Origin of the sequence: Klebsiella africana (genome assembly GCF_020526085.1) — a bacterium.
Taxonomy (GTDB): domain Bacteria; phylum Pseudomonadota; class Gammaproteobacteria; order Enterobacterales; family Enterobacteriaceae; genus Klebsiella; species Klebsiella africana.
In genome coordinates this window covers 2,386,694-2,400,695 of the sequence record NZ_CP084874.1, presented here as the reverse complement: position 1 = coordinate 2,400,695, position 14,002 = coordinate 2,386,694, and the positions used below count along the sequence as shown (strand labels likewise).

At 58.1% G+C, this 14,002-nt stretch carries 13 protein-coding genes and 1 pseudogene; 6 read left to right on the top strand and 8 right to left on the bottom strand.

Translation table 11 applies throughout. The features are described 5' to 3' along the window. Nucleotides 1-7: 7 nt before the first annotated feature. The gene (locus tag LGL98_RS11705; RefSeq protein WP_136032777.1) at nt 8-1,099 is read left to right on the top strand and encodes an alkylhydroperoxidase domain protein; all 1,092 of its coding nucleotides are present in this window, start codon (nt 8-10) and stop codon (nt 1,097-1,099) included. Between the two features lie 6 nt (nt 1,100-1,105). On the opposite strand, the gene araJ is transcribed toward LGL98_RS11705, so the two are convergent. Then, complete coding sequence (araJ, locus tag LGL98_RS11700) at nt 1,106-2,260, bottom strand: MFS transporter AraJ (RefSeq protein WP_136032775.1); 1,155 nt, start codon at nt 2,258-2,260, stop codon at nt 1,106-1,108. 265 nt (nt 2,261-2,525) lie between these two features. Between araJ and LGL98_RS11695 the strand changes: the two genes are divergently transcribed. The 4 genes and pseudogenes from LGL98_RS11695 (at nt 2,526) to LGL98_RS11680 (ending at nt 4,539) form a co-directional block, all read left to right on the top strand. Next, the gene (locus LGL98_RS11695) at nt 2,526-2,966 is read left to right on the top strand and encodes a VOC family protein (protein WP_136032773.1); all 441 of its coding nucleotides are present in this window, start codon (nt 2,526-2,528) and stop codon (nt 2,964-2,966) included. A 67-nt stretch (nt 2,967-3,033) separates the two neighbouring features. After that, entirely contained in the window at nt 3,034-3,852 is an 819-nt protein-coding gene (gene ppk2 / locus LGL98_RS11690) for a polyphosphate kinase 2 (protein ID WP_025711566.1), read from the top strand. A gap of 178 nt (nt 3,853-4,030) precedes the next feature. Next, nucleotides 4,031-4,216, top strand: coding sequence for a hypothetical protein (locus LGL98_RS11685; RefSeq protein WP_136032771.1), 186 nt, complete (start codon nt 4,031-4,033; stop codon nt 4,214-4,216). Next, nucleotides 4,213-4,539: pseudogene (locus LGL98_RS11680) on the top strand (CcdB family protein). The gene LGL98_RS11685 and the pseudogene LGL98_RS11680 overlap by 4 nt, the downstream one beginning before the upstream one ends. A gap of 51 nt (nt 4,540-4,590) precedes the next feature. On the opposite strand, the gene fdnI reads toward LGL98_RS11680, so the two are convergent. Genes fdnI through fdnG form a run of 3 tightly spaced genes read right to left on the bottom strand, consistent with a single transcriptional unit; the run spans nt 4,591 to nt 9,183 of the window. After that, nucleotides 4,591-5,247 carry a formate dehydrogenase-N subunit gamma gene (gene fdnI / locus LGL98_RS11675; RefSeq protein ID WP_032447504.1) on the bottom strand — a complete coding sequence of 219 codons (657 nt, stop codon included), beginning with the start codon at nt 5,245-5,247 and terminating at the stop codon, nt 4,591-4,593. Continuing rightward, nucleotides 5,240-6,124: a formate dehydrogenase subunit beta gene (gene fdxH / locus LGL98_RS11670; RefSeq protein ID WP_136032769.1), complete on the bottom strand. Its 885-nt coding sequence runs from the start codon at nt 6,122-6,124 to the stop codon at nt 5,240-5,242. The genes fdnI and fdxH overlap by 8 nt, the downstream gene beginning before the upstream one ends. An 11-nt stretch (nt 6,125-6,135) precedes the next feature. After that, nucleotides 6,136-9,183, bottom strand: coding sequence for a formate dehydrogenase-N subunit alpha (gene fdnG / locus LGL98_RS11665; RefSeq protein WP_136032767.1), 3,048 nt, complete (start codon nt 9,181-9,183; stop codon nt 6,136-6,138). Nucleotides 9,184-9,408: 225 nt separating this feature from the next. Between fdnG and yddG the strand changes: the two genes are divergently transcribed. Beyond that, nucleotides 9,409-10,287: an aromatic amino acid DMT transporter YddG gene (yddG, locus tag LGL98_RS11660; RefSeq protein ID WP_136032765.1), complete on the top strand. Its 879-nt coding sequence runs from the start codon at nt 9,409-9,411 to the stop codon at nt 10,285-10,287. On the opposite strand, the gene LGL98_RS11655 is transcribed toward yddG, so the two are convergent. The 4 genes from LGL98_RS11655 to LGL98_RS11640 are packed head-to-tail and all read right to left on the bottom strand — an operon-like array spanning nt 10,284 to nt 13,960. Continuing rightward, nucleotides 10,284-11,057, bottom strand: coding sequence for a 1,6-dihydroxycyclohexa-2,4-diene-1-carboxylate dehydrogenase (locus LGL98_RS11655; RefSeq protein ID WP_136032763.1), 774 nt, complete (start codon nt 11,055-11,057; stop codon nt 10,284-10,286). The two genes, yddG and LGL98_RS11655, sit on opposite strands and share 4 nt — an antisense overlap. Nucleotides 11,058-11,066: 9 nt before the next feature. Continuing rightward, nucleotides 11,067-12,083 carry a benzoate 1,2-dioxygenase electron transfer component BenC gene (benC, locus tag LGL98_RS11650; RefSeq protein WP_136032761.1) on the bottom strand — a complete coding sequence of 339 codons (1,017 nt, stop codon included), beginning with the start codon at nt 12,081-12,083 and terminating at the stop codon, nt 11,067-11,069. A 9-nt stretch (nt 12,084-12,092) separates the two neighbouring features. Continuing rightward, entirely contained in the window at nt 12,093-12,578 is a 486-nt protein-coding gene (gene benB, locus LGL98_RS11645; protein ID WP_136032759.1) for a benzoate 1,2-dioxygenase small subunit, read from the bottom strand. Continuing rightward, nucleotides 12,578-13,960: a Rieske 2Fe-2S domain-containing protein gene (locus LGL98_RS11640; RefSeq protein ID WP_136032756.1), complete on the bottom strand. Its 1,383-nt coding sequence runs from the start codon at nt 13,958-13,960 to the stop codon at nt 12,578-12,580. The genes benB and LGL98_RS11640 overlap by 1 nt, the downstream gene beginning before the upstream one ends. Between the last annotated feature and the right edge of the window lie 42 nt (nt 13,961-14,002).

Below are 14,002 nucleotides of genomic sequence, written 5' to 3'. Positions count from 1 at the left end.
AGTCACCATGACGCTGAGTCAGGATATTCTGGCCGAACTGGCGGAGATCGCCGCCGGTTCCCCACTCGATCAGGCGCGCGCCGTACGCGATGCCGCCACCCGTCACGCCCAAGGAAGTTATGAAGTGCTGTTCAGCCAGCAGGACGCTGACTTTCCTCTTGATGAACGCTTCGCGGTGGCCGCGAAGGTGGCGAAACTGCACCAGGCAGACGCGCTGGCGGCGCACTATGCCGGTTTTGGCCTCGCCGATCCGACCACCGATCGTCTGGTTCCGGCGCTGGCCTTTGCCCGCTTGCTCACTTTCACCCCCGTCGAAGCGACTCCCGGCGCGCTGCACCCCCTGAGCAACGCAGGCTGGAGTCTGCGGGGGATCATCACCCTGGCGCAGCTGGTGGCCTTTGTCAGCTTCCAGAGCCGACTGCTGCTGGGCCTGCGGGCGCTCAACCATAAGCCCATCGTCAGTGCCTATACGCCGCTGGTCGCCGGGTACTGGCATACCACACCGCATACCCAGAGCGGCAAAGCGGCCCCGGTTCGCTTCACCCGCGACGAGCTGCACTGGGAACCCTGGCTGGCCGATAAACCGCTGGCGGAATTCAACGCTGAAGAACAGGCGATTCTGGCCAAATATGGCCATAGCGACTCCCCCTACTTTCGCCTGCTGGCACGCAACCAGCCGGTGCTGGAGCAGCGGACCCTGACCGACAAGGGCATTTTCTATACCCCGGGAGGATTGCCGCGCGCCGAACGCGAGCTGGCTGCCACGGTCGCCAGTAAAATCAACGGTTGTATTTACTGCGCCTCGGTGCATGCCCGCAAAGCGGCGCAGCTGGCGAAGGACGAGACCGCCGTCGACACGCTGCTGGCGGTCACGCCGGGAGATAATCTGCGCGACGGGCAGTCGCCGCGCTGGCAGGCGGAGATCGACGCCGCCGCCGCGCTGTCGGTGACGCCGCCGGGGCTGAATGCCAGCCATCTGGCGGCGCTTGATGAGCAGGGTTTAGATACCCTGGCCCAGCTGGATCTGCTGCAGTCGGCTGCCTTTTTCGCCTGGGCCAACCGGCTGATGCTGACGCTCGGGGAGCCCTGGCGCGAGTAAGCGACGTCAGGCGACCTGCCGCCGCTGGTGACAGCCATAGATGAGCAAGGCGCTCATCGCCAGAAACGACAGCGCGGCGGCGGGGAGCGCCACGCTGTTCCAGCCAAAGCCCTGGGCGATCATCATCCCACCGCAGAAGGCGCCAATGGCGCTGCCAAGGTTAAAGGCGATCTGTCCTCCTGCCGCCCCCAGCATTTCACCGCCTTTGGCATTCTGCAGCAGCAGGATCTGCAGCGGTGCCGACAGAGCAAACAGCCCGGCGCAGCAGAGAAACGCCAGCGCCAGCGAAGCGACTTTGTGCTCACCGAAGGCAAAGATCAGCAGCAGCGTCACCGCGATCGCCCCGTCGGTTATCGCCGCGATGCGCAGCGGGCTATAGCGTCCGGAAATTTTGCCGCTGAACAAATTACCGACCACCATTCCCAACCCCGCCAGCATCATAATTAGCATCATCCGGCTTTCGGCAAATCCCGAGACGTTGATCATAAAGGGCTTGATATAGCTGAACCAGGCAAACACGCCGGCGTTACCGAACATGGTGGCGGCGAAAATCAGCCACGGCGCTGGAGACGCCAGAAAACGAAACTGCTCGCGCAACCGGGTGGTGGCCCGGTCATAAAGCGTGGGCACCCAGCAGAAGATCGCCAGAAATACCGCCACGTTAAATACTGCGATAAGCGCAAAGGTATAGCGCCAGCTGAAGTGATGCCCGAGCCAGGTGCCACCCGGGACCCCCACCAGGTTAGCCAGCGTCATGCCGCCAATCATCCCCGCCACCGCAGCGGTCACTTTCCCCGGTGGGGCAATTTTCGACAGAATAATCGCCCCGACGCCAAAAAACGCCCCATGGGGAAAACCGGAAAGCAGTCGGCCAAGCGCCAGCATGGGGTAGCTACTGGAGACGGTAAACAAGGTGTTGCCGAGAAGGCACAGCGCGGCAAGAAACAGCATCACCGATTTCAGGGAAAAGCGGCTGGAGAGCAGCGCCATGATCGGCGCGCCAATCACCACGCCGAAAGCATACCAGGCAATCATATTGCCGGCGGCGGGAATGGATATCCCGACATCGTGCGCCAGCTCCGGCAGCACGCCCATAATGCCAAATTCCGCCATGCCGAGTCCGAAGGTGCCCAGCGCCAGTGAAAAAATCGTTTTTTTCATACATCTGTTAGGGGTATTGAGAGACGGCCGGCATTATTGACCATCCCGCTCCGACACACCAGCTAAAAACGCCCGACGGCAGTTTCCTCCATACAACAGCCTGATTCGTTCATGTTCCCCAGCAGCGTGGCATACCGGCGGCGCGGTTTCGCAGTAACAATCCCCTATCAAAATCAGTGAGCTCAAAGAGATAAACAGCTCATTGATCTCAAGTTAACTTGAGGTTGTAAAGTCAAAAACATCGCTCACCACCGGAGAATTATCCATGCAAACTGTTGATGTCGGCTTTACTCATGTCGCCTTTACCGTCCGCTGTCTGGCCCGCAGCATCGATTTTTATACCCGCTATACCGCGATGACCGTTATTCACCAGCGCGAACCCGACCTCCCCTCGGCGCGGAAAGTGGCATGGCTCAGCGACCGCACCCGGCCTTTTGCCCTGGTGCTGGTGCAAAGTGACGATCCGGCCGATACGCCGCTGGGACCGTTCGGCCACCTCGGCGTCGCCTGCGCTACCCAGGAGGAGATCGATGAGAAAGTGGCCCTCGCACGGCGGGAAGGTGTTTTACGTCGGGAACCGGAGCAGCTGGGCGATCCGGTGGGCTATTTCGCCTTCTTTGCCGACCCGGACGGTAACACCCTGGAGCTGTCGTGGGGGCAGCGGGTGGGACTGGAAGTCATCCAGGCGGGAAAACCCGGCGAATAATTTTCCACCGCCTCGCCGGGGGAGGATTACACTTCAAAGGGATACCTCGGCAACACGGAGCATGGCGATGGGCAACAAGAAAAGCGGTAATCCGGTCGATACGGCGGCAAAAATCGCGCCGCTCGACAACAAAGCGTACGAGAAAGCGCTGCGCAAACTCCACGTTGAGCTGGTGAAACTCCAGCGCTGGGTGGTGCACAAAGGACTGAAAGTGTGCATCGTTTTTGAAGGCCGGGACGGTGCCGGGAAAGGCGGCACAATAAAGGCCATCACCGAGCGTGTCAGCCCGCGTATCTTCCGGGTCGTGGCCTTACCCTCGCCCACCGAGCGCGAAAAAAGCCAGCTCTATTTTCAGCGCTATATCAAACACCTTCCGGCGGCGGGCGAGATTGTGATTTTCGATCGCAGCTGGTACAACCGTGCCGGCGTCGAAAGGGTGATGGGCTTTTGTACGCCGGAGGAGGTACAGAAGTTTCTTGACGGCGCGCCAATGGTGGAGCGCGGCATGGTCGAATCGGGCATTATTCTGCTCAAGTACTGGCTGGAGGTCTCTCCGCAGGAGCAGGAGCGCCGTCTGCGGGATCGTATCGACGATGGGCGTAAAATCTGGAAGCTCTCGCCGATGGACATCAAGTCTTTCAACCGCTGGGATGAATATACCGCCGCCCGCGACGCCATGTTCGCCGCCACCGATACCGCCTGGGCGCCGTGGTTCGTCGCCCGCTCGGAGGATAAAAAGCGCGTGCGTCTGAATATCATTACCCATCTGCTGTCGCAGATCCCGTATGAAGCTTTACCGGTGGAGCATGTGACGCTGCCGAAGCGCAAAATTGGCAAAATGAAACAGACCAATTTCCCCTTCCGCTTTATTCCGGAGAAGTTTTGATTATTTCCCGTCGCGCTGGTTAATGCCAGCGCCAGGTTTATTACTATAACCATGAATATTTCAGGTTGTTTCTTTCCTCTGGAAGCTGCTTCGCAAAATAAATATTAAATTTACTGCTGGGATTTATTTTTTAGTAAGTAAAGCGAATAATCACGGAACCAACCACAAGGAGCCGATGATGAAAAGTAATACGCTACGTAAAAGACCCACTGACGTACCCGCCCGGAAGGCGTCAGCACAGCCAGGTAAGGATCTACGAGAAGCCGATAAGCAGCGTCAGCACAAGGAATTCATTACCGCAATGAATGACTTTATTGCAAAAGGAGGCACTCTCACGGATGATGAATTTTTCAGGGTACTATGATGCTTGAACAATTCAATGTCTATCGAAATTGTTCTGCTCAGACAAATAAATCCCTGCCGTATTATATAATTGTGCAGAATGATTATTATGCAGACCTGGCCACAAAAGTCATTATTCCTTTAATGCGACCGCAGCAATGACCTCGTTGGCATCAGCATGTCGCGCCAAGGATAAATATTGAATTTGACAGTTTTTTACTTTGTACGCCGATGATCAGTAACTTAAATAATAAACGGATCCAGCCACAGGATTTCGTCTGCAATCTGAGTCATGCGCGCCAGGGCGTTATCGATTCAATCGATACACTTATCACGAACTGCTGACTGCCGGGAACCCGCTCCGATATCACCGGAGCGGGTTTACCCTGTAAAGGCTTACTTCATCCCTTCGCGACTCTCTTTCATCGCCTCCAGGCGTTCGACATCGCGATACCAGCGCGGGTGATGTTTCTTTGCCCAGCGGCGGCTGACCTTACCCTCAATCATCCCCTTAATCGACCCTTTGACCCAAAATGCCATATACATATGGATAAGGATGGCGTGGATCAGAATGATGGCCGATGTTGCGTGAATCAGCAGGCTATAACGAATCACCTGCATCGGGAAATATGGCGCGAAATAGGGCCGCCAGATAATCACCCCGGTCACCAGCAGCACGAAAATCATGCTCATGATGGTCCAGAACATCATCTTCTGCCCGGCGTTATATTTACCGACGCGCGCCACCTTATGCTCGTTGCCTTTCAGCACCTCGACGATGCCTTTCAGCCACGGAATATCCTGCTTATCAGGGATGTTGTGGTGGACAAAGCGCACGAACATAAACATCAGCGCGACAAAAATCAGCACCCCAAAGAACGGGTGCAGGATACGCCCCATCTGCGGCGTGCCGAAGGTTTCCGTTAGCCACTGTAGCGTCGGGAAGAAGAACGATATTCCCGACAGCGCCACGAGGAAGAAACAGATAACCACCGTCCAGTGACAGGCGCGATCGATAAACGTCGTGCGCACAATCATCTTCGATTTACTCATCATGCTTCTCCTCGTCGTCGTCAACTTCCTTATTCGGCCCGATACCGATGTAGTGGTAAATCAGCCCGGCGAAGGTGGCGATAAAGCCCGCCGCCGCCAGTGGTTTCAGCGCCCCCTTCCACAGATTGATACTGGTATCGATCTGCGGTTCCTTCGGCAGTTTGTGATACAGCTCCGGCTGGTCGGCATGATGCAGGACGTACATCACGTGGGTGCCGCCGACGCCCGGCGGGTTGTAAATCCCGGCGTTGGCATAACCGCGTTTTTTAAGCTTAGCCACCCGCTCCTCGGCCACCTCCAGCATCTCTTTCTTCGTACCGAAGTGGATCGCGCCGGTAGGACAGGTTTTCACGCAGGCCGGCTCCTGGCCGACGCTGACCCGATCCACGCACAGGGTGCATTTATAGACCCGGTTATCCTCTTTATTGAGGCGCGGGACGTTAAACGGACACCCGGCAATGCAGTAGCCGCAGCCGATGCAGTTTTCCTGCTGGAAATCGACGATGCCGTTGGCGTACTGAATAATCGCCCCGGCGGACGGGCAGGCCTTCAGGCAGCCCGGCTCTTCGCAGTGCATACAGCCATCCTTGCGGATAAGCCACTCCAGTTTGCCGTTCTGTTCGGTCTCGCTAAAGCGCATCACCGTCCAGGATTTGGCGCTGAGATCCGCCGGGTTGTCGTACACCCCGACGCAGTGCCCCACTTCATCGCGGATGTCATTCCACTCAGAGCAAGCCACCTGGCACGCTTTACAGCCCACGCAGGAGGAGACATCGATAAGCTTGGCGACTTCGGCCTTATAGTCCCGCGCGCGCGGCGCGGGCGTGATCGGGTTAGTCGCGGAGCGTTTAATAATGTCTTGTGTTTCCATCGCCATTGAATCGCTCCTTACGCTTTCTCGATGTTGACCAGGAACGCCTTGTATTCCGGCGTTTGCGAGTTGGAATCGCCAACGTTAGGCGTCAGGGTGTTGGCGATGTAGCCTTTGCGGGCCACGCCTTCAAAACCCCAGTGCAACGGGATCCCGACGGTCTCCACCTGCTGACCATTAACGTTCAGCGTGCGTAATCGGCGGGTCACCACGGCAACCGCGCGAATGAAGCTGCGCTTGCTGCTGACTTTCACCCAGTCGCCGTTGACGATACCTTTGCTTTTCGCCAGCCCTTCGCTGATTTCGACAAACTGTTCCGGCTGCGCGATGGAATTGAGCAGCGCATGCTTGGTCCAGGTGTGGAAATGCTCGGTCAGACGATAGGTGGTCCCGACATACGGGAACCTATCTTTCTTACCTAAGCGAATGGCGTCCTCTTCATACAACCGCACCACCGGGCTGGAGACCACCTTCGGGTGCAGCGGGTTGGTGCCAAGCGGGGTTTCCATCGGCTCGTAGTGTTCCGGGAACGGCCCTTCCGCCAGTTTATCGAGCGCAAACAGGCGACCCAGCCCCTCCTGCTGCATGATAAACGGCCCGGTTTTGCTCCCTGGCGGCGCGGTATTGAAGTCCGGAATATCATTCCCGACCCACTTGCTGCCGTTCCACTGGATCAGCATCCGCTTCGCATCCCACGGCTTGCCGTTGATATCGGCCGAGGCGCGGTTGTACAGCACCCGACGATTGAGCGGCCACGCCCAGGCCCATCCCAGCGTATTGCCCAGGCCCGAAGGATCGGCGTTATCACGATTCGCCATCTGGTTACCCTGCTCGGTCCAGCTGCCGGTATAGATCCAGCACGATGACGCGGTGCTGCCGTCATCGCGCAGCAGCGCGAAGCTGTTCAGCAATTGGCCTTTTTTCGCCAGCAAAGTGCCATTTTGATCGTAGAGATCCGCCAGCGCGTAGCCGTTGTTCTCTTTTGCCACTTCTGCCGATTCCGGATGGTCCGGCTGCTTATAGCGCCAGCTCATCTTCAGCAGGGGTTCCGCGCCCTTCCCGCCTTCGGTGCGGTACAGTTCGCGCAGGCGATGGTAAATCCCGGCCAGGATTTCGCCATCATTGCGCGCTTCACCTGGTGCATCCTGACCTTTCCAGTGCCACTGCAGCCAGCGGCCGGAGTTGGCGATCGAACCGTCCTCTTCGGCAAAGCAGGTCGACGGCAGACGGAAGACTTCGGTCTGAATCGCCGACGGGTCGACATCATTAGACTCGCCGTGGTTCTGCCAGAAGGTCGAGGTTTCGGTCACCAGCGGGTCGATAACCACCATATATTTCAGCTTGCTGAGGCTGCGAACCACTTTGTTTTTGTCCGGGAAGGAGGCTACCGGGTTAAAGCCCTGACAGATATAGCCAGTGACGTTGCCGTTATCCATCATGTTGAAGTATTTGATAACGTCGTAAGCCTGGTCCCACTTCGGTAACCACTCAAAGCCCCAGTCGTTCTCTTTTTGCGCCGCCTCGCCGTAGAAGGATTTCATCAGGCTAACGAAGAATTTCGGGTAGTTGCTCCAGTAGTTCACCTGCTCGGGCAGGGTCGCCTTCGGCGTGTTGGCGCTGAGGTAGCTTTGCAGATCGGTCTGCTTGTCCGATGGCAGCGTCAAATAGCCCGGCAGACTGGTCGACAGCAGTCCCAAATCGGTGAGCCCCTGAATATTAGAGTGACCGCGCAGGGCGTTGACGCCGCCGCCGGCCATGCCCATGTTGCCGAGCAGCAGCTGGATCATCGCCATGGTGCGGATGTTCTGTGCGCCGACGGTGTGCTGCGTCCAGCCCAGGGCATACAGGAAGGTGGTGGTGCGATCGGCGGCGCTGGTTGAGGCCAGCACGTCGCACACCTTGAGGAAGTCCGCTTTCGGCGTACCGCAGATATTTTCGACCACCTCTGGCGTGTAACGGGAAACGTGCTGCTTCAGCAGGTTCCACACGCAGCGCGGGTGGGTGAGCGTTTCATCGCGTTTGGCGTAGCCGTTTTCATCGAACTGGTAGTTCCAGGACGATTTATCGTACTGGCGTTTTTCCGCATCGTAGCCGCTGAACAGCCCCTCTTCGAAGGCAAAATCATCCCGCACCAGCAGGCTGGCATTGGTGTAATGCTTAACGTACTCGGCATTGATCTTATTATGTTCGATCAGGTACAGCAGCACGCCCGACAGGAAGGTAATGTCGGTACCAGAACGAATCGGCGCATAAATATCGGCCACCGAGGCAGTACGCGTAAAGCGCGGGTCGACAACGATCAGCGTGGCGTCGTTGTTGTTTTTCGCCTCCATTGCCCAGCGGAAGCCCACCGGATGGGCTTCGGCGGCGTTACCGCCCATCACCACCACGACGTTGGCGTTTTTGATATCCACCCAGTGGTTGGTCATCGCACCGCGACCAAATGTTGGAGCAAGACTTGCTACCGTTGGTCCGTGTCAGACGCGCGCCTGGTTGTCTACCGCCAGCATACCCAGCGATCGCACAAATTTTTGCGTTAGCATGCCGGTCTCATTGCTTGCCGCCGAGGCGCACAGCATGCCGGTGGAAAGCCAGCGGTTAACCGTCACGCCCTGTTCGTTCTTTTCAATAAAGTTGGCGTCGCGATCGGCCTTCATCAGTCGGGCGATGCGGTTAAAGGCTTCATCCCACGAGATGCGCTGCCATTTATCCGAGCCCGGGGCGCGGTATTGCGGATAACGCAGACGGTTTTCGCTGTGGACATAGTCCAGCAGGCCAGCCCCTTTCGGGCACAGCGCGCCGCGGCTAACCGGATGGTCCGGGTCCCCTTCGATATGGTAGATCGCTTCTTTGGCGTTTTTCGCACCGTCGCCGAGGCTATACATCAATAGCCCGCAGCCCACGGAGCAGTAAGTGCAGGTGTTGCGGATCTCTTTCGCACGCAGCAATTTGAAATTGCGTGCCTGAGCCAGCGCCATTTTAGGGGCAAAGCCCAGGGCGGCGGCGGTGGTTCCGGCCATACCGCCTGCGCAGATCTTAAAGAACTTTCTGCGGCTGACGTCCATTGCATTCCTCCATGCAGGATGTTGATTCATCGCGCGGAGGAAACTAACAGTAAAATCCCGGGAAAATTTGCGTCAAATCAAGGAGGAAAACCATCGCCCCCTTAATCGCCAGCCCTGGCCATTTTCGCTAATCCCTAAGGGTTAGCAACGGCGGAAAATTTCGCCCCTCACCGATAAAAAGATGATATATATGCCCGCTGCATTTGCGTAACCATCAGGAAAAGCATGGAGAAAAAGAGAGCCACGACGATCGGCTTCGCCGCTATTATCTTATGGAGCACGATGGTCGGATTGATTCGCGGCGTCAGCGAAGGACTGGGAGCGGTCGGCGGCGCAGCGATGATTTACAGCCTTAGCGGCCTGCTGCTGATCTTTACCGTTGGTTTTCCCAACCTGCGCCAGATCCCGCGTCGCTATCTGCTGGCCGGCAGCGTACTGTTCGTCAGTTACGAAATCTGCCTCGCGCTGTCGCTGGGCTATGCCGCCAGCCGTCAGCAGGCCATTGAGGTAGGGATGGTGAATTACCTGTGGCCCAGCCTGACGATTTTGTTCGCCATTCTCTTTAACGGCCAGAAAAGCAGTTGGCTGGTGATCCCCGGCCTGCTTCTCGCCCTGCTCGGCGTGGGCTGGGTGTTGGGCGGTGAGCACGGCCTGCAGTTGGACGAGATTATCAGCAACGTCATCTCCAGCCCGCTTAGCTATCTGCTGGCCTTTGTCGGGGCGTTTATCTGGGCCGCCTACTGCACGGTGACGGCTAAATATGCCCGCGGTAAAAACGCCATTACGCTGTTCGTCCTGTTAACCGCCCTGACGCTGTGGCTGAAGTTTCTCGCCACACCGCAGCCGCCCATGGTCTTTAGCTGGCCGGTAAGCATCAAGTTGCTGACTGTTTCGGTGGCGCTGGGCCTGGCCTACGCCGCCTGGAACGTGGGGATCCTGCACGGCAACGTCAGCCTGCTGGCGGCGGCCTCCTACTTCACGCCGGTGCTCTCCTCTGCGCTGGCGGCGATCCTGCTGAGTGCGGCCCTGTCATGGTCATTCTGGCAGGGCGCCGGGATGGTGTGTCTCGGCTCCCTGCTCTGCTGGTATGCTACCCGGCGTTAGCCGAGATCGCCCCCGGCCACCGGCAGCGTGACGCCGGTGATATAGCTGGCCTCATCGCTGGCGAGAAACAGGATCGCGTTCGCCTGTTCCGCCAGTGTGCCGTACCGGTGCAGCAGGCTGCTCGCCACCGTCTGATCGACCACCTGTTGATACCACGCTTTCTCCTGGTCGCTCGGTTGCTCTTCGTTACGCGGCGTCAGGCGCGGCGGCGCCTCGGTCCCGCCCGGGGCCACGGCGTTAATCCGTATACCGCTGCCGCTGTACTCCATGGCAATCGACCGGGTCAGCGCGTTAACGCCGCCTTTCGCCGCCGAATAAGGCACCCGATTCACCCCCGCCGTCGCCACCGACGAGATATTGACAATGCTGCCTTTGCCCTGCTTCAGCATCCACGGCAGCGCCGCGCGGCAGCCCCACAGCGTGGGGAACAGCGAGCGGCGGATCTCTTTCTCAATCTGCTCCGGTTGGTATTCGGCAAAGGGCCGCGCCCAGATAGTGCCCCCAACGTTGTTGATCAGCACGTCGAGCCGGCCAAAATGCGCGACCCCGGCGGCAAACGCCTGTTCAGTACTCTGCCACTGCTCAAGGTCAGCCTCCAGCGCAAGAACCTGATTTCCGGCCTGGGCTAAAACGGCAGCCAGTTCGTGTATATAAGGCGAGCGGTCAATCAGCAGCAGGGCCGCGCCTTCTGCGGCCACCTGCTCCGCTGTCTGGCGGCCAATGCCCTGGGCCGCACCGGTGATGGCGACCACTTTATCGCTAAAACGCATACTGCCTCCTTATGCCGCCGCGCTCTGGCTGGCAATAAATTTCTCATACCAGAACCCCGCCGGGGTGATCCCGCGGTCGCGCAGCGCCGTGGCGACCGCGTTGACCATCGGCGGCGGGCCGCAGAGATAGATGTCCACGTCGCCGTTGTTCAGCATCGCGTCGTCGAGATGGTCGGTGACGAAGCCGCGCTGCGGACAGGGGCTGTTTTCATCCGCCACCACCGGCAGCCAGCGATACCCCGTCAGCTGTTGAGCAAAGGTGTCCAGCGCGTCGGTTTTCACCAGATCGCCATCACGGGTTACGCCGTACAGGAGCGTTACCGGACGCTGGCTACCCTGTGTCTGCAGGGTATGGAGCATGGAGAGCAGCGGCGCCAGGCCGGTGCCACCCGCCAGCATGAGCAGCGGGCGTTCGCCGCTGCGCAGATAGAAGCTGCCCATAGGCCCGCTGAGGGTCAGGCGATCGCCGGGCTGCGCCCGCTGCGTCAGCCACTGGCTCATCATGCCGCCAGGCACGTTACGAATAAGGAAGTGCCCTTCGAGGGAACCCGGTTGCGAGCTAAATGAGTAGGCGCGCACATGAGGCGTGCCCGGTACATGAATGTTGACGTACTGCCCCGGCAGGAAGGCCAGCGGCTCATCGAGCGCAACCACCAGCTCGATGGCTGAGTCCGACAGCAAATTGACCTGCTGCACCTGCGCCCCGAGCGTCGCCAGGGCCGTTTTGCACTGGGCTGCGGCCACCGGCACATCGATCACGCAGTCGCTGGTGGGCACCATCTGGCAGGTCAGCACCTGGCGGGCCTGCGCTTCCTCGTCGCTTAACGCCTCGTCGAGAAACTCCTCGCCGAGGGTATATTCCCCGCTGGCGCAATGGCATTTGCAGGTGCCGCACACACCGTCCGAGCAGTCCATCGGCAGATTCACCTTCTGACGATAGGCCGCATCCAGGACTTTCTCTCCGGCGTGGCACTGAATAAAGCGGGTTACGCCGTCCTCAAAATTAAGAGCAATAGAAAAGGTCATAAGCGCCTCTTAAATGTGGTAAACGTCAATCACCTGACGGATATAGTCGTTATTCAGGCGCACGGTTTTGCGCACGATCTGCGGTCTGCCCTCCTGCTCGATCAGTGTGCAGCAGGTTGAGCCGAAATAAGCATCCGTGTGCTGATAGCGATAGCTCCAGGTGACCCAGCTGTAACGCACTTCAAGCCCCTCGTCATTTTCCCCCAGCAGCTCAACGTTGCTGATGATATGGGTGGTTCGCGGCTCTGGCGTGCTGGCCCCGGAGCGCTCGGTTTTAATGCGGTAGACGCGATCCTCCAGCCCTTCGCGGTTGGGGTAGTAGATTAGCGAAATCTCTTTTTGCGGGTCGCGGGTCAGCTGGTCATCGTCGCCCCACGCCGGCATCCAGTAGACTACCTGCGGGCTGTAGCAGCTGAGCCATTCGTCCCACTGACGATCGTCCAGCAGACGGGCTTCGTAGTAGAGAAACTGGCGAACCTGTTCGAGGTTAAGCATCAGGCCACCTCCACGCGCTGAGTAATCGACTGATCATAACGCTGCTGTTCCTGTTCAATGGCCGCCAGCATCAGCGTCTGCCAGTGGTGATGATGGGCGATGTACAGCGCTTCGTCCTCCGATTTCACCCCGCTTAACCGCGGCGAAAAGCCGGCATGTTGCGCATGCTCATCCGCGCCATCGACCCAGTGCAGCGCGCCGCGGCTGAGATCGCTCCACGGAAGATTTTCGCCGAGATAGCCGCGCTGGCAGGCGCTGAACTCTTCGAGGTCGTCCGGCGTCCCCATCCCACTGACGTTAAAGAAATCCTCGTACTGGCGTATACGCAGCGCTCTGGCCTGGTCGGATTCCCCTTTCGGCGCAAAGCACCAGATGGTGACTTCGGTTTTATCCACCGCAATGGGGCGGATCACGCGGATTTGCGTCGAGAACTGATCCATCAGGTAGACATTGGGGTACAGGCACAGGTTGCGGGTTTCGTTGACCATCTGGTCGGCACGGCGTTCGCCGAATTCCGCCTGCAGCCGCTCGCGGTGGGCATAGACCGGGCGCACTTCCGGGTTGAGCGCCCGGGTCCACAACAGCATATGGCCGTTATCAAATCCATAGCCGCCGCCGAGGCTTTTTGACCAACCGTTGGCATCCACCGCGTGCGTCCCTTCCGCTTCATAGTTGCGGCGTGACATGGTCGAGGCATAGTTCCAGTGCACCACGCTGACGTGATAGCCATCGGCACCGTTTTCCGCGCCCAGTTTCCAGTTGCCCTCATAGACATAGCTCGACGAACCCTTAAGTACCTCGAGACCCTCCGGCGCCTGGTCGACGATCAGGTCGATAATCTTGCAGGTTTCCCCGAGATAAGCCTCCAGTGGCTGTACGTCGGCATTGAGGCTACCGAATAAGAAACCACGATAGGACTGAAAACGCGGCAACTTTTGCAGGTCGTGGGAGCCGTCTTGTTTAAAGCTCGGCGGATAGCCGCCAGTGCTCTCATCTTTGGCCTTTAATAATTTGCCATTATTGCTGAAGGTCCAGCCGTGGAACGGACAGGTAAAAGAATTTTTATTGCCGGTTTTGCGTCGACATAACATGGCGCCGCGGTGAGCGCAGCTGTTAATTAGCGCGTGCAGCTCATTCTTTTTATCGCGGGTAATAATAACCGGCTGGCGGCCCAGCGTCAGGGTATAATAATCACCCGGCTGGGGAATTTGGCTTTCATGAGCGAGAAATACCCAGTTACCTTCGAAAATATGCTTCATTTCAAATTCAAACAGCTGCGGGTCGGTAAATATAGAGCGATGGCAGCGATAAATATGATTTTCACGGTCGACAATTAAGGCATTATTGATTTTGTCTTTGAGCGTCGAGAGCGTTTTTTGCATGAGTCAGTTCCTCCTGCTGCATTCAGGATCCACGAAATATGA

What these genes read in the sequence shown, in the direction of transcription:
- LGL98_RS11705 (WP_136032777.1), top strand. Translation starts at nt 8, where the DNA reads ATGACGCTGAGTCAGGATATTCTGGCCGAACTGGCGGAGATCGCCGCC.
- araJ (WP_136032775.1), bottom strand. Translation starts at nt 2,260, where the DNA reads ATGAAAAAAACGATTTTTTCACTGGCGCTGGGCACCTTCGGACTCGGC.
- LGL98_RS11695 (WP_136032773.1), top strand. Translation starts at nt 2,526, where the DNA reads ATGCAAACTGTTGATGTCGGCTTTACTCATGTCGCCTTTACCGTCCGC.
- ppk2 (WP_025711566.1), top strand. Translation starts at nt 3,034, where the DNA reads ATGGGCAACAAGAAAAGCGGTAATCCGGTCGATACGGCGGCAAAAATC.
- LGL98_RS11685 (WP_136032771.1), top strand. Translation starts at nt 4,031, where the DNA reads ATGAAAAGTAATACGCTACGTAAAAGACCCACTGACGTACCCGCCCGG.
- fdnI (WP_032447504.1), bottom strand. Translation starts at nt 5,247, where the DNA reads ATGAGTAAATCGAAGATGATTGTGCGCACGACGTTTATCGATCGCGCC.
- fdxH (WP_136032769.1), bottom strand. Translation starts at nt 6,124, where the DNA reads ATGGCGATGGAAACACAAGACATTATTAAACGCTCCGCGACTAACCCG.
- yddG (WP_136032765.1), top strand. Translation starts at nt 9,409, where the DNA reads ATGGAGAAAAAGAGAGCCACGACGATCGGCTTCGCCGCTATTATCTTA.
- LGL98_RS11655 (WP_136032763.1), bottom strand. Translation starts at nt 11,057, where the DNA reads ATGCGTTTTAGCGATAAAGTGGTCGCCATCACCGGTGCGGCCCAGGGC.
- benC (WP_136032761.1), bottom strand. Translation starts at nt 12,083, where the DNA reads ATGACCTTTTCTATTGCTCTTAATTTTGAGGACGGCGTAACCCGCTTT.
- benB (WP_136032759.1), bottom strand. Translation starts at nt 12,578, where the DNA reads ATGCTTAACCTCGAACAGGTTCGCCAGTTTCTCTACTACGAAGCCCGT.
- LGL98_RS11640 (WP_136032756.1), bottom strand. Translation starts at nt 13,960, where the DNA reads ATGCAAAAAACGCTCTCGACGCTCAAAGACAAAATCAATAATGCCTTA.